16 protein-coding genes and 2 pseudogenes are annotated in these 18,931 nt (G+C 64.1%); 7 read left to right on the forward strand and 11 right to left on the reverse strand.

The features are described 5' to 3' along the window. Window positions 1–89 precede the first annotated feature (89 nt). Window positions 90–965 (reverse strand): UTP--glucose-1-phosphate uridylyltransferase, encoded by an 876-nt coding sequence (locus AB8Z38_RS18720; protein WP_369726443.1) that lies wholly within the window; start codon window positions 963–965, stop codon window positions 90–92. Window positions 966–1,167: 202 nt separating this feature from the next. On the opposite strand from AB8Z38_RS18720, the gene AB8Z38_RS18725 reads away from it, so the two are divergent. Continuing rightward, window positions 1,168–2,559 carry a lytic murein transglycosylase gene (locus tag AB8Z38_RS18725; protein ID WP_369726538.1) on the forward strand — a complete coding sequence of 464 codons (1,392 nt, stop codon included), beginning with the start codon at window positions 1,168–1,170 and terminating at the stop codon, window positions 2,557–2,559. Window positions 2,560–2,730: 171 nt separating this feature from the next. Then, a complete protein-coding gene (locus AB8Z38_RS18730; RefSeq protein WP_369726444.1) occupies window positions 2,731–4,440 on the forward strand; it encodes a DUF459 domain-containing protein in 1,710 nt (569 codons plus the stop codon). A gap of 164 nt (window positions 4,441–4,604) precedes the next feature. Here the strand turns inward: AB8Z38_RS18730 and AB8Z38_RS18735 are convergent, their stop codons facing one another. Then, complete coding sequence (locus AB8Z38_RS18735) at window positions 4,605–4,973, reverse strand: CsbD family protein (protein WP_369726445.1); 369 nt, start codon at window positions 4,971–4,973, stop codon at window positions 4,605–4,607. Window positions 4,974–5,046: 73 nt separating this feature from the next. Continuing rightward, entirely contained in the window at window positions 5,047–5,784 is a 738-nt protein-coding gene (locus AB8Z38_RS18740; protein ID WP_369726446.1) for an SDR family NAD(P)-dependent oxidoreductase, read from the reverse strand. A gap of 99 nt (window positions 5,785–5,883) precedes the next feature. Here AB8Z38_RS18740 and AB8Z38_RS18745 point away from each other — a divergent pair, with 99 nt between their 5' ends. Both AB8Z38_RS18745 and AB8Z38_RS18750 read left to right on the forward strand, forming a co-directional pair. Continuing rightward, complete coding sequence (locus AB8Z38_RS18745; protein WP_369726447.1) at window positions 5,884–6,663, forward strand: SDR family NAD(P)-dependent oxidoreductase; 780 nt, start codon at window positions 5,884–5,886, stop codon at window positions 6,661–6,663. Window positions 6,664–6,760: 97 nt separating this feature from the next. Continuing rightward, entirely contained in the window at window positions 6,761–7,648 is an 888-nt protein-coding gene (locus AB8Z38_RS18750; RefSeq protein WP_369726448.1) for a TauD/TfdA dioxygenase family protein, read from the forward strand. Between the two features lie 199 nt (window positions 7,649–7,847). Here the strand turns inward: AB8Z38_RS18750 and AB8Z38_RS18755 are convergent, their stop codons facing one another. Then, window positions 7,848–8,492 (reverse strand): YqgE/AlgH family protein, encoded by a 645-nt coding sequence (locus AB8Z38_RS18755; RefSeq protein ID WP_369726449.1) that lies wholly within the window; start codon window positions 8,490–8,492, stop codon window positions 7,848–7,850. A gap of 141 nt (window positions 8,493–8,633) precedes the next feature. On the opposite strand from AB8Z38_RS18755, the gene AB8Z38_RS18760 reads away from it, so the two are divergent. From AB8Z38_RS18760 to AB8Z38_RS18770, 3 genes are all read left to right on the forward strand, one after another. After that, entirely contained in the window at window positions 8,634–9,473 is an 840-nt protein-coding gene (locus AB8Z38_RS18760) for a protein-disulfide reductase DsbD domain-containing protein (protein ID WP_369726450.1), read from the forward strand. Window positions 9,474–9,722: 249 nt separating this feature from the next. Continuing rightward, window positions 9,723–11,090: an oligosaccharide flippase family protein gene (locus tag AB8Z38_RS18765; RefSeq protein WP_369726451.1), complete on the forward strand. Its 1,368-nt coding sequence runs from the start codon at window positions 9,723–9,725 to the stop codon at window positions 11,088–11,090. Between the two features lie 179 nt (window positions 11,091–11,269). Continuing rightward, on the forward strand, window positions 11,270–12,094 hold the full coding sequence (locus tag AB8Z38_RS18770; protein ID WP_369726452.1) for a sulfite exporter TauE/SafE family protein: 825 nt from the start codon (window positions 11,270–11,272) through the stop codon (window positions 12,092–12,094). Between the two features lie 139 nt (window positions 12,095–12,233). Here AB8Z38_RS18770 and AB8Z38_RS18775 read toward each other — a convergent pair. From AB8Z38_RS18775 to AB8Z38_RS18805, 7 genes and pseudogenes are all read right to left on the reverse strand, one after another. Then, window positions 12,234–13,024, reverse strand: a pseudogene (locus AB8Z38_RS18775) (3-hydroxybutyrate dehydrogenase). A 1-nt stretch (window position 13,025) separates the two neighbouring features. Beyond that, window positions 13,026–14,201 (reverse strand): DUF3734 domain-containing protein, encoded by a 1,176-nt coding sequence (locus AB8Z38_RS18780; RefSeq protein ID WP_369726453.1) that lies wholly within the window; start codon window positions 14,199–14,201, stop codon window positions 13,026–13,028. Window positions 14,202–14,280: 79 nt separating this feature from the next. Next, window positions 14,281–14,784: a CAP domain-containing protein gene (locus AB8Z38_RS18785; RefSeq protein ID WP_369726454.1), complete on the reverse strand. Its 504-nt coding sequence runs from the start codon at window positions 14,782–14,784 to the stop codon at window positions 14,281–14,283. A gap of 201 nt (window positions 14,785–14,985) precedes the next feature. After that, window positions 14,986–16,020 carry a sulfate/molybdate ABC transporter ATP-binding protein gene (locus AB8Z38_RS18790; RefSeq protein ID WP_369726455.1) on the reverse strand — a complete coding sequence of 345 codons (1,035 nt, stop codon included), beginning with the start codon at window positions 16,018–16,020 and terminating at the stop codon, window positions 14,986–14,988. Continuing rightward, entirely contained in the window at window positions 16,010–16,921 is a 912-nt protein-coding gene (gene cysW, locus AB8Z38_RS18795) for a sulfate ABC transporter permease subunit CysW (protein WP_369726456.1), read from the reverse strand. The genes AB8Z38_RS18790 and cysW overlap by 11 nt, the downstream gene beginning before the upstream one ends. A gap of 10 nt (window positions 16,922–16,931) precedes the next feature. Then, window positions 16,932–17,717, reverse strand: coding sequence for a sulfate ABC transporter permease subunit CysT (cysT, locus tag AB8Z38_RS18800; RefSeq protein ID WP_369726539.1), 786 nt, complete (start codon window positions 17,715–17,717; stop codon window positions 16,932–16,934). A gap of 87 nt (window positions 17,718–17,804) precedes the next feature. Continuing rightward, window positions 17,805–18,807 (reverse strand): annotated as a pseudogene (locus AB8Z38_RS18805) (sulfate ABC transporter substrate-binding protein). Between the last annotated feature and the right edge of the window lie 124 nt (window positions 18,808–18,931).

The following is an 18,931-nucleotide window of genomic DNA, read 5'->3' on the forward strand; positions in this document are numbered from 1 at the left end:
GCGAAAGCTGGTCGTTCGGGATTAGTATTAACCGCAATCGACGGATCACGCGATATGGGTCCCGGCCTTCGCCGGGACGACTAGCCGTCCTACTGTCCCAGATACTTCTTCATCTCCGCGATCAGCCCATCACGCAGCTCGGGCCGCTTCAGGCCGTAAGCGATATTGGCGCGGAGGAAGCCGGGCTTGGAGCCGCAATCGTGGCGCTCGCCCTCGAATTCGACGCCGTAGAATTTCTGCGATCTCGCGAGCCCGATCATGGCATCGGTAAGCTGGATCTCGCCGCCGGCGCCGCGCTCCTGGGTCTCCAGGATCTTGAAGATCTCCGGCTGGAGAATGTAGCGGCCGGTGATCGAGAGATTGGAGGGCGCGGTGCCCTTGGCCGGCTTCTCCACCATGCCGTCGACCTCGAACATCCTGCCGGTGCGTTTTCCCACGCCGCAGATGCCGTATTGATGGGTGAGATGGTCGGGCACCGCCTCGACCGCGATGACATTGGACTTTTCGCCAAGCTTGCCGGCCGTCTCGATCATCTGCTTCAGGCAGCCCGGCGTGTTGAGCACGAGCTCGTCGGGCAGCACGACCGCGAACGGCTCGTTGCCGACGATATCGCGCGCGCACCAGACCGCGTGGCCGAGACCGAGCGGCGCCTGCTGGCGGGTGAAGCTGACGGCGCCGGCTTCGGGCTGGTTCTCCGCCAGAATGTCCTGCTCCGCCTTCTTGCCGCGCGCGGCGAGCGTCGCGTCGAGCTCGAACATCCGGTCGAAATGGTCTTCGATGACATTCTTGTTGCGGCCGGTGACGAAGATGAAGTGCTCGATCCCGGCTTCCCTGGCCTCGTCATAGACGTACTGGATCAGCGGCTTGTCGACGATGGTCAACATTTCCTTCGGCATGGCCTTGGTGGCGGGCAGGACGCGGGTGCCGAGGCCGGCGACGGGGAATACAGCTTTGCGGATTTTCATGTGATTGATCGAATACCTCGGGACACATGTGAAAGAAGCAATGGCATCTTGCTAACCGTTTTGCAGCCGCTAACAAAGGCGGATATAGGGCTCCGCCCGTGGAATTGAGAAAAAGGCCGCCACCGAAATTTCACCTTTGTTAAGCTATTGGCAACCGTAACGAGGCCTCCTGATGGCGGATTTTCGGCCGGACGGGTGGGATATGATGCAATCGATGGCAGGACTGGCAAAACGGGCTGGATCGCTGACCGGCGCAACCATGATTGCGGCGGCGTTGCTGTGCCCCGTTTCCGCGCAGGCGCAAAACGGCCTGTCGAACCTGTTTGGCGGCATCTTTTCGGGCTCGAACCCGGCGCCCTCGCAGCCTGCCCCCGGGCCCGGTGGCGGCCAAACGGGAGCTCAACCCTGGAGCGGTGAGGACGGGGCCTCCGGCCATCCGCTGATGACCGCGGCGGCGATCCGCGAGGCGGCAGCGAATTTCGACGCTTGCGTCGCCGGGATGCGGCCCGATGCCGCACGGCGCGGCATCACGCAGGAGAATTTTCAGCGCTTCACCGCAGGGCTCACCCCCGATCTGCGCATCATGGACCTGATGGATTCGCAGCCGGAGTTTTCCAAGTCGATCTGGGACTATCTCGACATCCTCGTGAACGACAACCGCCTCGCCAAGGGCAAGGACGTGCTCGCCACATACAAGGCGCAGTTCGACGCCACCGAAAAGGCCTATGGCGTCGATCGCTATATCATCGCCGCGATCTGGGGCATCGAGTCCAACTACTCGACGCAGATGGGCGACCGCAGCGTGCTGCAATCGACCGCGACGCTCGCCTGTGTCGGCCGCCGCCAGGCCTATTTCAAGGACGAGTTCCTGTCCGCGCTGGAGATCCTCAACCGCGGCGATCTCAGGCCCGAGCAGCTGCGCGGCTCCTGGGCCGGCGCGTTCGGACCGACCCAGTTCATGCCGACCGCGTTCAAGCGCTTTGCCGTCGACGGAGATGGCGACGGACGGCGCGACGTCGTCGACAATCCAACCGACCTGATCGCCTCGACCGCGAACAATTTGAAGAAGGACGGCTGGCAGACCGGCCAGACCTGGGGTTTTGAAGTCGTGGTGCCGCAGGGCTTCAACTACATGCTGGCCGACCGCGCCAAGGCGATGTCGATCGCGCAATGGGAAAAGCTTGGCCTCAAGCGTCCGGCCAATCAGCCCTTCCCGCATCCTGCGGAAAAAGCCTATCTGCTGGCGCCGGCCGGCGCGCAAGGCCCGGGCTTCCTGATGCTGCAGAACTTCCGGGTCATCATGAAATATAATCCGGCCGAGGCCTATGCGCTGGCGATCGGCCATTTCGCCGACCGCCTCCGCGGCGGCCAGCCCTTCGTGCAGTCCTGGCCGCGGCAGGAACGGGAGCTGTCCCGTACCGAGCGGCTGGAACTGCAGCAACTCCTGGTCCAGCGCGGCTTCTACAAGGGCACGCCGGACGGCCAGTTCGGCGGCCAGACCCGGGAGGCGCTGCGCAGCTTCCAGGCCTCGATCGGGGTGCCGGCGGACGGATTTGCCTCCTCCGACGTGCTGGAACGGCTGCGCGGACGGTAAAATCGCGCCGAAACTAACCCTGAACAGGGATTTTGCCAGGCGGCCTTGACGGAGGTGACTGATCCCCGGTGTATGGGACCAGATTCTGCAAACAGAATTTGCCCGTTTGCGGCCTGATTCCGTTAGTATACCGCGCCTGTTCCGATCCCCGTTGCACGCGCCCGAGATCGCATGTCGAAGCACAAGTCCCTGTTCAAGGCGCTGACCGAGACCGGCCCGTTGATCGCGCTGGGGACGGCGCTTGCGATGCTGGTCCTGATCGCTGGGCCCGCTTCGGCGCAGTTCTTCAACTTCCCGGGCTTCGGCGGTCCGCCGCAGCGCGCGGCGCCACCGCGCAGCGGCGGAGGCGGATGGTTCGGCGGCGACTTCTTCGCGCCATTTCAACAGCAACAGCAGCAAGCACCGCGGCAGGATTTTTCGCGCGCACCTGCGCCGGCGAAGCGCGAGACGATCCCCGACAAGAACGTGCTGGTGATCGGCGATGCGATGGCGGACTGGCTCGCCTACGGCCTGGAAGACGCCTATCTCGAACAGCCCGACATGGGCGTGATCCGCAAGCACAAGACCACGTCCGGCCTGATCAAGTACCAGCCGAAGGGCGAGCCCTCCGATTGGGCGGCTGCGGCAAAGGGCATTCTCGAGACCGAGAAACCCGACGTCATCGTCGTCATGCTCGGCCTCAACGACCGCATCTCGATGCGCGAGCCTGTCGCAGACAAAACCGACAAGCCGGCCGACAAGGACAGCAAGGACAAGAAGAACGACAAGGGCGCGCGGGCAAAACCGCAGGCCAAGCCGGGCGATACCAAGCCGGGCGATGCAAAGCCCGGCGACACTGCCGCCAAGCCGGACGACAAGCCCGCGGACGCCGACCTGCCGCAGGATGATGCCGACAACGCCGATGCGCCGGTGACCGTGCCCGAAAAGACCGCCCGTAACCCGAACGGCATCTACGAATTCCGCGACGACCGCTGGGTCGAGCTCTACAGCAAAAAGATCGAGGAGCTGGCCAACGTGCTCAAGGCCAAGGGCGTGCCGGTGCTCTGGGTCGGCCTGCCCGCGATCCGCGGACCGAAGGGAACGGCGGACATGCTGTTCCTGGACTCGCTCTATCGCGAGGGCGCGGCCAAAGCCGGCATCACCTATGTCGACGTCTGGGACGGTTTTGTCGACGAAGCCGGCCGCTTCCTGCAGAAAGGTCCGGACTTCGAAGGCCAGATCCGTCAGCTCCGCAGCTATGACGGCGTGTATTTCACCAAGCCCGGCGCACGCAAGCTCGCGCATTATGTCGAGCGCGAGATCACCCGCCTGCTCGCAGGGCGCTCCGGCCCGATCGCGCTGCCGAGTGAGCCTGCGACGCCCGACACCAGTGCCGAACCCGGCAAGCCCGCGCCGCGACCGCTGGCGGGCCCGATCGTGCCGCTGGTTGCCGCCTCGATCTCGACCGATCAATTGCTGGGCGGACCGGGCTCGCGTCCCGCCTCTGTCGATGCGCTTGCCGCGAAGACGCTGGTGAAGGGCGAGCCGCTGGCCGCGCCCGCAGGCCGTGCCGACGATTATGCCTGGCCGCGCCGCGAGGTCGGCCGCGAGCAGGCCAAGGGCGACACGCCGATGGCGGCGACCACGCCCGGCGGCAATGCTGCTCCGGGGACGCCCAGTGCTGCCGCCGCGATCGCGCCGCCAAAGCTCGCACCGAAGAAGCCGGGACCGGCGCAGCCGGCGCAGGCAACGCCCTCAATTCGCGATTTCTTCGGCTTCGGCTCGCCGCAGCCAGCACCCCGGCAATTGGCGCCGGCGCCAGGGCCGCGCAATCCAGCTCAAAACCCGGCGGTCCCGCGGCCCCCTGGCAACGTCGGGCGATCGGCTGAAGTGATCCGGTAGTTGGACTTTTGTCCGGAAGGCGGCGCGGGCCGCGACCCTGCCGATGCGCACCCCACAAAGAATATGCCCCGGCTCGGCAACGCGGCCTTTCCGAACGATGCACCGCATCGCCTGGGCCACATTGCGTCCGGGGCACGAAAACAGGCTGAGCTCCTCGCTGAGCCTTAATAGCGCCAGCGCGGCGGAGGGCGACGCGCGGGGCGCGACATCAGAAGCGCGAGTGCGAAGCCGATGCCGCCTGCGACAAGCAGCGCGCCCAGGGGATTATCCTGCACCTTCTGGGCAATCGCCTGCGTGCCGTCGCGGAACGTCTCGCCGCTGTTCTCGTAGGCGTCCCTGGCGTAACCGGCCGCAGTGTCGCTGGCGTCGCGCACGGCATCCTTGGCCTGGCCGTAGAGATTCTGCACGGTGCCGGCAGCCTCCCGCGCCTTGCCCGATGCCTGCGTCTTCGTATCGCCTGCCATGTCGCCGGCCGCACCTTCCGCGCGTCCGGCGAATTCCTTGGCCGATCCAACAATCCGATCCGTGTCCATGATGATCCTCCTCGGGGGTCAGCCAAAGTAACCGATCAGACGGTGTGCAGTTCCCTCTACTTCCTGTGTTGATTCAAAGAATAAGCCCGCCATCGACGACCAGCGTCTGCCCGATGATGTAGAACGACAGCGGCGATGCGAGGAACAGCGCGGCGCCCGCCATATCGGCCGGCGTGCCCAATCGCCGCAAGGGAATGCGCGACAACGCGCCTTCGAGCCGCTTGGGATTGTCCGTCGTCACTTTCGTCATCTTGGTGTCGACGAGGCCGGGCGCGATGCCGTTGACGCGGATGCCGTCCTCGGCCCAGGCCTCACCCAGTGTCCGCGTCAATCCGACCGCGCCGGTCTTCGACGCATTGTAGGCGGGATTGCCCATGGTGGAATGATAGGCCGCAGTCGATGACACGATGATCAGCGCGCCCTTCGCATCCCGCAACATGGAATGAAACCGCGTCGCGCACGCCATCAGGCTCATCAGATTGATCTCTACGACTTTGCGAAAGCCACTCATCTCGAATTCGCCGCGGCGATAGAGCACCGCGCCCTGCGCGAGCACGAGCACGTCGAGCCGATCGAAGGACGGCTTGAACGCCTCGATCGCGCCGGCATTGCCGACATTGAGCTGCGCATAAGCAAGACCCGTCAGATCAGAGCCTTCCTCCGGCGAATAGTCCGCAGGCTGGGCCCGCGTGCCGCAGACCGCGACAGTCGCGCCCCTGGCGCGAAAGGCCTGCGCGATGCCGTTGCCGATGCCGCTGGAACCGCCCACGACCAGCACCTGCTTGTCCGTGAAATCCAGCTCGTTCACCATCACGTCCTCCCCTTTTGTTTTGCTTGTTTGACCTGTCTGCGGATCGATGCCAGCCTTGTCAATCGCATAACAAGAAACGAAACCACTCGGGGAAGCAGCATGTCCGAATTCAAGCAGCTCAGCCGCTCCGTGCAGGGCCTCACCGTTCTCGTCACCGGTGCAGCGAGCGGCATGGGTCGCGCGACCGCGCGCGTGTTCGCGGCCGAAGGCGCGCACGTCGCCGCGACCGACCATGACGAGCCAGGCGCGCTGGCCGTCGCGAAAGAGATAGCCGCGGGCGGCGGCTCGGCCAAGGCCTGGAAGCTCGACGTCGCCAACGGCGGCGAGATCAAGCGCGTGGTCGATGATGTCGCGGCGCATTTCGGCGGGCTCGATATCATCGTCAACAATGCCGGTATCTCCGTGCGCGTCGCCATCGATGACGAGGCGTACGAGGACGCCTGGGCCAAGGGCATCGCGGTGATGCTGACGGCGCATCCGCGCATCGTCCGCGCCGCGCTGCCTCACCTGCGCAGATCAAACAGCCCGCGCATCGTCAACATCGCCTCGACCGAGGCGCTCGGCGCGACCGCCCTGCATAGCCCCTATTCGGCGGCCAAGGGCGGCGTGGCGAGCCTGACCCGCTCGCTGGCGGTGGAGCTTGGCCGCGAGGGCATTACCGTCAACTGCATCTGCCCGGGCCCGATCCGTACCGCAATCACCGATCGCATCTCCGAAGAGCATAAGACCATCTACGCCAAGCGCCGCACCGCACTCGGCCGCTATGGCGATCCCGAGGAGGTCGCGCACATGACGCTGAGCCTGTGCCTGCCGGCAGCCTCCTTCCTCACCGGCGCGGTGATCCCGGTCGATGGCGGCCTGATGGCCCGCAACGCGTGAGAGCCATGCACGGCCAGCGTTGACAACGCCGATCGCGGGAGTAGCTTTTTCGTCAACAGAGCGGGACCAACCGCTCGCGGTTCGCGGGAGAAACGCCATGACGATCGCCATCCGGCAGCTTCAGAAACATTTTGTCGGCGAAGTTTCCGGCCTCGATTTGCGCAAGCCTCTCACGAAGGACGAGGCGCGCGAGGTCGAGGCCGCCATGGACAAATATGCGGTGCTCGTGTTCCACGACCAGGACATCAACGACGAGCAGCAGATGGCCTTCGCGCTCAATTTCGGCCAGCGCGAGGAAGCTCGGGGCGGACACGTCATGACCAAGGACGAGTACCGGCTGTCGTCGAAGCTGAACGATGTTTCCAACCTCGGCAAGGACGGCAAACCGCTGCCCAAGGACAGTCGCACGCATCTGTTCAATCTCGGCAATTGCCTCTGGCATTCCGACAGCTCATTCCGCCCCATCCCCGCAAAATTTTCGCTGCTGTCGGCGCGCGTGGTGAACCCGAAGGGCGGCAACACCGAATTCGCCGACATGCGCGCGGCCTATGACGCCCTCGACGACGAGACCAAGGCGGAGATCGAGGACCTCGTCTGCGAACATTCGCTGATGTATTCGCGCGGCTCGCTCGGCTTCAGCGAATATACCGACGAGGAGAAGGAGATGTTCAAGCCGGTGCTGCAACGGCTGGTGCGCACGCATCCGGTGCATCGCCGCAAGTCGTTGTATCTGTCGTCGCATGCGGGCGAGGTGGTCGGCATGAGCGTGCCGGAGGGGCGGCTGTTGCTGCGCGATCTGAACGAGCACGCGACGCAACCGGAATTTGTCTACGTCCACAAATGGAAGCTGCATGACCTCGTGATGTGGGACAACCGCCAGACCATGCACCGCGTCCGCCGCTACGACCAGTCCCAGCCCCGCGACATGCGGCGTGCCACGGTTGCGGGGACCGAGCCGACGGTGCAGCAGCAGGCGGCGGAGTAGGCGGCATTCACCGCTGTCGTCTCGACGAGGCGAGGAGGATTCGGCGCGAGATGATGAAAGCACGGCCGTCTCAACAAACTCCGTCATTGCGAGGAGCCCTTGCGACGAAGCAATCCAGAATTCCTCCGCGGGAACAGTCTGGATTGCCTCGCTACGCTCGCAATGACGGCTGAGGGGCTTTATCACGCCAACCACACGGCTACGCGTGGCCGGCCTCGTTCGACAGCATGCCCGGGTCGATGCCGATCTTGCGCAGGGCGCGGCCGTACTTTTCGTCGACGTCGTCGCCGAAGATCAGGTCGGCATCCGCATCGCAATGCAGCCAGCCATTGCTCTGGATCTCGGTCTCGAGCTGGCCTGGCGCCCAGCCGGCATAGCCGAGCGCGAGGATGGCGTGCTTTGGTCCGGAACCCTTGGCGATCGCACGCAGAATATCCACGGTCGCAGTGAGGCAGACGCCGTCGTCGATCCTGAGCGTCGCGTTGTCGATGTAGAAATCGCTGGAATGCAGCACGAAGCCGCGGCCGGTATCGACGGGGCCGCCGCGCAGCACCTTCATGCTCTCGGCGTTCTCCGGCAGCTTGATCTGCTCGCCCTTCTTGATGATGCCGAGCTGCACCAGCAACTCCGGAAAATCGATGCTTCCGGCCGGATGGTTGACGATGATGCCCATCGCCCCTTCCGCCGAATGGGCACAGAGATAGATCACCGAGCGCTCGAAGCGGGAATCGCCCATCACCGGCATCGCGATCAGGAGCCGGCCGTCCAGATAGCCGGCCGAATTGGGAAATGATGAGCCCGCGCCCCGGGTGCTGTCGCCAGTCCTTTTGCCAGTAGGAGCCATCGGTGAAGCACTCCGGTTTCGATTCCTATCCTGATGTCGGCCCTGGCCGCTGTCAAATCAAGGCTTGCAGCGATCGATTCCAGTGCATCCATCACAAGCAATTCAATGGTTTGCCCCGGGGCGACCCTGTAAAGACGTACCATGCTCAGCATAGTTCCCCTGCGTGCGGCGATTGGCGTCGCGACCACCCTGGTTGCGTCGTCGCTGGCGCTTACCGCGCGCGCCGACGACGCTTCACCGTGGCAGCGCGACGGACATTCCGCGGTGCGCCTGCTCGCGGGATCGCGTAGCGGCGCGGTCCTGCTCGGCGGTATCGCCTTCCAGATCCAGCAGGGTTGGAAGACCTACTGGCGCACGCCCGGCGATTCAGGTGTTCCGCCGCGGTTCGACTTTTCGAAGTCGGACAATGTCGAGGCGGTGACGATCATGTGGCCGGCACCGCTGAAGTTCGACGACGGCGCGGGCGGCCATTCGATCGGCTATCACGATCAGATCGTGCTGCCGCTCCGTATCGTTCCCAAGACGGCCGACAAGCCGGTGACGCTGCGGGCCGAGATCAATTACGCGGTGTGCGAAAAAATCTGTATTCCGGTAGAGGCCAGCGTCGAGCTTGGCTTCAACAGCGTCGCGTCGACCGAGGACGCCAATCTGCGTGCGGCGCTCGACACCGTGCCGAAGCCCGCGAATATCGGCGATCCCAATCCGCTGACTATCCGCGACGTCAGGCGCGACGGCGCCAAGAATGTGATGGTCGATGTGGTTGCGCCGGACAACAGCAACATCAATCTGTACGTGGAAGGACCGACGCCCGACTGGTCGCTGCCGATTCCCGCGCCGGTGGAGCACAGCCCGCCAGGGGTGAAACGCTTCTCCTTCGAGCTTGACGGGCTGCCGCCGGACGCCAAGCCCGATGGTGCAGCGCTGAAATTCACGCTGGTCGGGCCGGAGAAATCGTACGAGTTCAATACGAATTTGGAATGATTGTCGTCCCGGACAAGCGCAGCGAAGCGGAGCGCAGATCCGGGACCCATACGCCGCAGCAATAGTTTTGCGAAAATCCGGAGTTACTAGCTTCCCGCCGCAACGTCTCCCTGTGGTTATGGGTCCCGGCCTTCGCCGGGACGACACCGGGGATGGTGCAGCACCATACCTCCACCCAACCGAATCTTAACGAATGGTTGCTAATTCCGAGGGCCGCCGCAGCATGCGGGGCGCCCAGGGATCTTCGACGTGGCCGTGATGGATGCAGAGCCCGCTTCGACCGGATCAGCCGGCCTGATCGCGCGGTTGCGCGGCAAGCTGACGGGCGGATCGAGCGAAGCGTCGCTGACGCGGCGGCTTGCCGGCACCATCTTCATTATCCGCGTGATCAGCGCGGGTCTCGCCTATTTCGCGCAGGTCCTGCTCGCGCGCTGGATGGGGACGTCCGACTACGGAATCTATGTCTATGTCTGGACCTGGGTGCTGCTGCTCGGCAGCATGATGGATTTCGGCATCTCGGCCTCCGCGCAAAAGATCATTCCGGAGTACCGCACCAGCGGCGATCATGCGCTGTTGCGCGGCTTTCTCTCCGGCAGCCGCTGGCTCACCTTCGCCGTGTCCACGTTGATGTCGCTCGCGCTGGCCGGCATCGTCAAGCTGCTGTCGCCGTGGATCGATCCCGCCGAAGCGCTACCGCTCTATATCGGCTGCATGACACTGCCGGCATTCGTCGTCGCCAACACCCAGGACGGCATTGCCCGCTCGCATGACTGGATGCGGCTCGGCCTGATGCCGCAATTCATCATCCGGCAGGCCCTGATCATCGGCATCACCGCCTGCGCCTTTCTGCTTGGCTATCATCTTGGCGCGGTGGCCGCGATGGTCGCCAGCGCCGGCGCAGTGTGGATTGCGATGACCGGACAGATGGTCGTGCTGAACCACAAGCTGGCCCATCATGTCGAGCCCGGCCTGAAGGCCTACGACGTCGCTGGCTGGCTCGCCGTGTCGCTGCCGATCCTGCTGGTCGAGAGCTTTTACCTGCTGCTGTCCTACACCGATGTGCTGGTGCTTCAGCAGTTCCGCCCCTCCGACGAGGTCGGCGTCTATTTCGCGGTGGTGAAGACGCTGGCGCTGGTCTCCTTCATCCACTACGCGATGTCGGCGACGACCGCGCATCGCTTCGCCGAATACAATGCGCTCGGCGACAAGGCACGGCTGTCGGCCTATGTGGCGCACGCCATCAACTGGACGTTCTGGCCGTCGCTGGCGGCAACGGCCGTGCTGCTCGCGCTCGGCAAGCCGCTGCTCTGGCTGTTCGGACCGCAATTTGTGGTCGGCTACGACATCATGTTCGTCGCCGCGATCGGGCTCGTGGTACGCGCCGCGATCGGCCCGGTCGAGCGCCTGCTCAACATGCTCGGCCAGCAGAAGATCTGCGCGCTGGCCTACGCACTGGCCTTCGTGATGAACCTCGTGCTCTGCATTGCGCTGGTGCCACGCTTCGGCGGCCATGGCGCCGCGGCCGCGACCTCGATCTCGCTCAGCTTCGAGACGGTGTTGCTGTTCTGGATCGTGCGGCAGCGGCTGGGGCTGCACGTGCTGGCGTTTGGACGCTAGCGTAGCCGCTCGCCGCGGAATGGCATTTCGCGACACGGCCTCGGAAGAGGCAAAACGGCTGTCCATTTATCATCAGCAGCACAAATTTTCTTATTCCACCCAAGCAGTTGCACGGTTGGGAAAGTTTATTCTACGTCGTATTGCCCTATTGACGAGATAAACCTAAGATTCCCCAGACCATGATTGATCCACTCTATGTCGCCTCGGGATTTGCCGTCGGCCTGCTTGTCGGGATGACCGGCGTCGGAGGCGGTTCGTTGATGACGCCGCTACTGATCCTGCTGTTCGGCATCCATCCCGCCACCGCGGTCGGCACCGACCTGCTCTATGCCGCCGCCACCAAGACCGGCGGCAGCATCGTGCATGGCTGGTCGCGTAGCGTGCACTGGCCGGCGGTACTGCGGCTCGCCTGCGGCAGCATCCCGGCGAGCGCGCTCACGCTGCTCGTGCTGTGGAAGCTCGATCTCAGGAGCGATTCCGAGCGCAATCTCGTCAATCTCGTGCTGTGCTTTGCGCTGATGCTGACGGCGACGTCGCTGATCTTCCGCAAGTCAATCATGGAGCGCTATCGCCGGCGTCTGGAACAGATCGACGAGCGCACCACCGCCATCGCGACCGTGGTGACGGGCATCGTGCTCGGCGTGCTGGTCTCGATTTCATCCGTCGGCGCCGGTGCGGTCGGTGTCACCGTGCTGCTGCTGCTCTATCCGCGCTTGCCGATGGCGACTATCGTGGGCTCCGACATCGCGCATGCGGTGCCGCTGACATTCGTGGCCGGCGCCGGGCACTGGATGCTCGGCTCGGTCGACTGGCATCTGATGGGCGTGCTGCTGCTGGGGTCGCTGCCCGGAATTATCCTCGGCAGCTACAGCGCGACGCGCGTGCCGGAGACGGTGCTGCGGCTGACGCTCGCCTGCGTCCTTTTCGTGGTCGCCGGCAGGATCATGTTCGCGGAATTGAACCTGTCGACGGCCATCGTGACGGCCCTGGCCTGGAGCCGTTGAACAGGAACGGCAGCACGATTCTCGCCGTCATCGCCCGGCTTGACCGGGCGATCCAGTACTCCGAGACGGCTGTGATTGAACCGAGACGCCGCGGCGTACTGGATGCCCCGGTCAAGCCGGGGCATGACAGAACGCCGCCCTACTCCGCGGTCCAGCCGCCGTCGATCGAGAGGTTCGTCCCGGTGATCTGCGCGGCATCGTCGCTGCACAGGAACAGCGCCAGTGCTGCGACTTGCTCGGAGGTGACGAACTCCTTGGTCGGCTGCGCATCGAGCAGCACGTCGTTGATGACCTGCTCGCGCGTGAGATTGCGGGCCTTCATGGTGTCGGGGATCTGCTTCTCGACCAGCGGCGTCCAGACATAGCCGGGGCTGATGCAGTTGCAGGTGATCTTGTTGGTCGCGACTTCCAGCGCCACGGTCTTGGTCAGGCCGGCGATGCCGTGCTTGGCCGACACATAGGCCGACTTGAAGGGCGAGGCGACCAGCGAGTGCGCCGACGCGGTGTTGATGATGCGGCCCCAGCCGCGCTTCTTCATGCCGGGCACCGCGGCGCGGATGCCGTGGAAGGCCGAGGACAGATTGATCGCAATGATCTGGTCCCACTTCTCGATCGGGAATTCCTCGATCGGCGAGACGAACTGGATGCCGGCATTGTTGACGAGGACGTCGACTGAGCCGAAGGTTTTTTTTCGCAGAGCGCGATCATCCCGGCGATCTCGGCCGGCTTGGTCATGTCGGCCGGCGAATAGATTGCCTTCACGCCAAAATCGGACTCGATCTTGGTGCGCTCCTTCTCGATGTCCTCCGGCGAGCCGAAGCCGTTGATGACGACATTGGCGCCGGCCCCCGCAAAGGCGCGCGCATAAGCGAGGCCGATGCCGCTGGTCGATCCGGTGACAACGGCGTTCTTGCCTGACAGACTACCCATGTTATTCGCTCCTTTTTGCCGGGGGCGCACTGACGTCCCCCGTGAGATCGTAGGTCACCATGGTCTCGTCGGACTGCGGCCGATCGAGCCAATCCTTGTGGCGCATCGACAGATGCACGTCGCGTACACCGCTTTCCCAATGCTCAACCATGGCAACATGCGAGAAATCGTAGTCCTTGGACGAGGATTCGTAGTTCTTGCTGCGATAGATCAGGTGCACCACGGTGACGGTGCTTTCGCGCGACGCCTTCGCCAGGTATTCGACGGACGGATCGTTCTTCAAATAATCCGGCAATTTGCCGATCAGGTCGCGCACGGCCCTGCGGGCGTTGTGGACCTGCTTGTTCTTGTCGGTGTTCATCCGCGTGCGGCTTGAAAAGCGGATGTCCTTTTCGCGCTCGGCGGCCTCGAGCAGAGAGGTCGGCAAATCGCCGCGGGCACTGAACAGGTCGACCTGGAAAATCAGGAGGTCGCGGTCGATCTCGGCATCAAGCACGAAATCGAGCGGCGTGTTGGAGGCAATGCCGCCGTCCCAATAGTGCTCGCCGTCGATGACGATGGAGGGAAAGCCCGGCGGCAGCGCGCCGGAGGCCATGATGTGCTCGGGGCCGATTTTCTTGCCGAGCTTCTTGAACTCGTAATTGTCGAAATATTTGAAATTGCCCGAGGTGACGCCGACGGCGCCGACCGACAGGCGCGTCTTCAGGTCGTTGATGCGGTCGAAATCGACCAGCCGCTCCAGCGTCTTCTTCAGTGGCGCGGTGTCGTAGTAGCTCTGCGCCTGCGGGCTGCCCGGCGGCCAGAGCGGCGCGGGAGGCAGGCGAGGCACGAAGAAGCCCGGCACCCCGAAGGTCGCGATCAGCGCGGCGCTGCTGGAGTTGAACAGCTCACGGCTGTGATCGCTCTTGCCGATCGGCTTCCACGGCACCGGCGCCGAGACCATCTCCCAGAATTCCTTGAGCCGCTTGACCCGGGTGTGACCCTCGTTGCCGGCGATGATGGCCGCATTGACGGCACCGATCGAGATGCCGGCGACCCATTCGGGCTCGAAGCCATAACCGCATAGCGACTGATAGGCGCCGGCCTGATAGGAGCCGAGCGCGCCGCCGCCCTGCAAGACCAGGACGCGCTGTGCGTTGGCGGGGACGCTGACGGCTTCGGGATTGTGATCTGTCATGCGGGAACACTAGCAGATGGCGAGCGGCCATGGCGACAGTTCGCCACGGCGTTAAGGCATCCCGGGGATCAAGTCTGGCTTATCGGGGCTCTGTCGAGGCCAGGATCATGGTCCAGAACACCTTGTACTTGGTGCCTGGAGCATAGGCGGCTGCTATGCCCAATTTTGTGACACCGCTCTTGAGCATGTTGGCCCGGTGCGGAGGCGAGTCGCGCCAGCCGGAAAATGCTTCCGCCAGCGTATGATAGCCGGCCGAGACGTTCTCGACGGCTACGGTTGCGGGATAATTGCCGGCATTGAGGCGTTTGGCGAGCGGCGCGCGGACGTCATGGTCCATCTTGTTGGCGGCCGCCATGGCCTCGGACTGGGAGTCCGCAAGTCGCATCAGGTCGGGATCGATGACGACGGTGCCGAGGCCGTTGTTTTGGCGATATTGCGAGATCATGATCGCCGCAGCCTGCGCATCGAGCTTCGAGCCCGGGACGGACATATCCGCATACATGGACGGCTGCTGGACCGGCGCTTCGTTGCCGGCACAGCCGGCGAGTAGCAAAGTGATTGATATCGCGGCCGCGGCGCGCATGTACAGAAGCCCCCAATGAGGGGCCGTTGTTGCATACCAACCGTGGCTGAAAGGTGAATTTTGCGGAAAATCGTTGCTGTCATTCCGGGGCAGCGCAGGGCGCTGAACCCGGATTCTCGCGCCACAAACGCGAGATTCTCCGGTGCGCAATTGCGCACCATAGTTGGATGCTACGCATCGCCCGGAGTGACGGCGGACGCCTCAGCCCGCAAATATCCGGTAGCGGCGGGGATTAAGGCCGATGGCGTCGCCGGCGCGGAGTTCCTTGTCGCGTGGTGCATCGATCTCGATGGTCTCACCGCCGAGCAAGGCGATTTCGGCCCGCTGCACCGGACCGAAATTCCGGACCTGCTGCACGGCGCCCTCGAAGGCGCCGCTGCCGGGCGGGCCGACCAGCATGTCATGTCGCCGCACGAACAGTTTTGACGCGCCAGGCGCAAGCCCGTCTGCGGCAAGGGCGAGCGCACGTTCGCCGAGCCGGACCACGCCGCCTTCGATCTGGACCGGCAGTTCGATCGATTCGCCGATGAACCCGTGCACGAAGGCGGTCGCCGGGCTTTCATAGACGTCACTTGGCGAGCCGATCTGCTCGATCCGGCCCTTGTCCATCACCACGACGCGGTTGGCGACTTCCAGCGCCTCCTCCTGGTCGTGGGTGACGAAGATCGAGGTGACGTTGATCTCGTGATGCAGGCTGCGCAGCCATTTGCGCAGTTCTTTCCGTACCTTTGCATCGAGCGCGCCGAACGGCTCGTCGAGCAGCAGGATGCGCGGCTCGATCGCGAGCGCGCGCGCGAGTGCGATGCGCTGGCGCTGGCCGCCGGAGAGCTGGCTCGGATAGCGGTCGGCCAACCAGTCCAGTTGCACGAGGTCGAGCAGCTCCTTGACGCGGGCACGGATGGTCGCTTCGTCCTTGCGGATCGCGCGCGGCTGCACGCGCAGGCCGAAGGCAACGTTCTCGAACACGGTCATGTGGCGGAACAGCGCATAGTGCTGGAACACGAAGCCGACGTGACGTTCGCGCGCGCCCTGCGCCAGCGCGTCCTCGCCATTGAAGGCGACTTCGCCTGAATCGGGCCAGTCGAGCCCGGCGATGATCCGCAGCAGCGTGGTCTTGCCGGATCCGGACGGCCCGAGCAGCGCGAGCAGCTCGCCATTGTCGACCTTGAGATCGACGCCGTCGAGGGCCTTGAAGCTGCCGAACTTCTTGACGAGATTCCTGACTTCAATGGTCACGGGCTTCGTGTCCTTCGTCCAGATGACGTTCGAGAAGGGTCTTGGCGACCAGCGTGATCAGCGCCAGCATCGCCAGCAGCGAGGCGATCGCGAACGCTGCGACGAACTGGTATTCGTTGTAGAGGATCTCGACCAGCAGCGGCATGGTGTTGGTTTCGCCGCGGATGTGGCCGGAGACGACCGAGACCGCACCGAACTCGCCCATCGCGCGCGCGTTGCAGAGCAGGACGCCGTAGAGCACGCCCCATTTGATATTGGGCAGCGTGACACGGAAGAATGTCTGCAAGCCGGAGGCGCCGAGAGAGATCGCAGCCTCTTCTTCCTGCGTGCCCTGCTCCTGCATCAGCGGTATCAGCGCGCGCGCCACGAACGGGAAGGTAATGAAGGTGGTGGCGAGCGCAATCCCGGGCACCGCGAACAGGATCTGGATGTCGTGATCCCTGAGCCAGCCGCCGAAATAGCCCTGTGCGCCGAACAGCAGCACGAAGACAAGACCCGAGATCACCGGGCTCACCGAGAACGGCAGGTCGATCAGCGTGATCAGGAAGGTCTTGCCCGTGAACTCAAACTTGGCGATGGCCCAGGCGGCGACCAGGCCGAACACGAGATTGAGGCCGACCGAGATCGCGGCAACCAGCAGCGTCAGCCGGATCGCCGAGAGTGCTTCCGGGTCGGAGAGCGCGGCGAGATAGGCAAGGATGCCCTTCGAGAACGCTTGCGCGAACACCACGACCAGCGGCAGCACCACGAACACGCTGAGGAACATGATCGCCAGCGCGATGATGGCGATCCGCACCGCCTTCGGCTCGGTGCGGAGATTGTTGCGCGCCGCTGCCGCATGCACGCGCGCCCTCGCATCGGAAGCCGGGAGCGAGACTGAATCGGCGATCTGCATCGTCATCGCGTCCTCCTCAGCGCGCCGGAATCCGGCTCTGCGCCCAGCGCTGGAGCCGGTTGACAGCAAAGATGACGACGAACGACACCACGAGCATCACGACCGCGATCGCGGTTGCGTCCGCATAGCGGTATTCGGACAGCCTGATCACGATCAGGAGCGGCGCGATTTCGGAGACGTTCGGCAGATTGCCGGCGATGAAAATCACAGAGCCGTATTCGCCGACGGCGCGGGCAAAGGCGAGCGCGAGGCCCGTCAGCAACGCCGGCGCGAGCGAGGGCAGGATCACGCGGATGATGGTCTGCCAGCGGCTGGCGCCCAGACTGCCCGCGGCTTCCTCGATTTCGACATCGAGATCCTGAAGCACCGGCTGCACGGTGCGGACCACGAAGGGAATTCCGATGAAGATCATGGCGACGAAGATGCCCACCGGCGTGAACGCCACCTTGATGCCGAGCGCCGCGAGCGGTGCGCCGAGCCAGCCCTTCTCGGCAAATAGCGAGGTCAGCGCGACGCCCGCGACCGCCGTCGGCAGCGCGAACGGCACGTCGACGATGGCATCGAACAGCCGCCGCCCGGGAAAGCGGTAGCGCACCAGGGCCCAGACGATGATGCTGCCCATCACCAGGTTGACACAGGCGGCTGCGAAGGCGAGGCCGAACGAGACCCTGAGCGCATTGAGGGTGCGGCGGCTGGAAAGGATGGCCCAGAACTGTTCCGGACTGAGCTCAAGCGATTTCAGGAACAGGCCGGCGAGCGGAATCAGGATGATGACGGACAACCAGGACAGCGTCAGCCCCATGGTGAGACCGAAGCCCGGCAATGTCCGGCGTCGTGCTGCGATTACGCTCACCAGGCCCCCTGCTCATGCCCCTCCGACAGCGCCCGATCAGTTCTTGTAGATCTGATCGAAGACGCCGCCGTCGGCAAAATGTTCCTTCTGCGCCTTGGTCCAGCCGCCGAAGACATCGTCGATTGTGAAGAGTTCGACTTTGGCAAAGGCGTTTTCGTACTTCTTGGCGATCTCGGGATCGCGCGGGCGGTAGAAGTTGCGCGCGGCGATCTCCTGGCCTTCCCTGGTGTACCAATATTGGAGATAGGCATCGGCGGCGTTGCGGGTGCCTTTTTTGTCGGCAACCTTGTCCACGATCGCGACCGGCGGCTCAGCGAGGATTGATTGCGGCGGCGCCACAATCTCGAACTTCTCCGGACCAAACTCCTTCAGCGCGAGATAAGCCTCGTTCTCCCACGCCAGCAGCACGTCGCCGACACCGCGCTCGACAAAGGTCACCGTGGCGCCGCGCGCACCGGTGTCGAGCACCGGCACCTGCTGGTAGAGCTTGCCGATGAAATCCCTGGCCTTGTCGACTGAGCCATATTTCTTCTGCGCGAGATCCCCACGCGGCCAGATAATTCCAGCGCGCGCCGCCGGAGGTCTTCGGGTTCGGCGTGATCACGGCGACGCCCGGCTTGAGCAGATCGTCCCAGTCCTTGATGCCCTTCGGATTGCCCTTGCGCACCAGGAACACAATGGTCGACGTGTAGGGCGAGGAATTCTGCGGCAGCCGCTTCTGCCAGTCCGCCGCGGTGAGGCCCTTGGACGCGATGGCGTCGATGTCGTAGGCGAGCGCGAGCGTCACGACGTCGGCCTGCAATCCGTCGATCACCGCGCGTGCCTGCGAACCGCTGCCGCCATGCGACTGCTTGATCTCGACGCTCTTGCCGGTCTCCTTCTGATAGGCATTCGCGAACGCCTTGTTGAATTCAACATAGAGCTCGCGGGTCGGATCGTACGACACGTTCAACAAACTGATGTCAGCGGCGAGAGCCGAGCTTGCCAGGACGCCCGTCACGAGCAGGGCTGCCGCGAGCGGAACGATACGGCGGATCATGTCCATCTCCATTCACCTCGACGACATCGGCGTCATCGATGGCACACGGGCATAACTCGGGGCGAAACGCGCTCAAGTCAACGGAACCGGATTTCCTTGTTGGCGACGTTGCAGCCTGACTGTG

Source organism: Bradyrhizobium sp. LLZ17 (genome assembly GCF_041200145.1).
GTDB lineage: Bacteria > Pseudomonadota > Alphaproteobacteria > Rhizobiales > Xanthobacteraceae > Bradyrhizobium.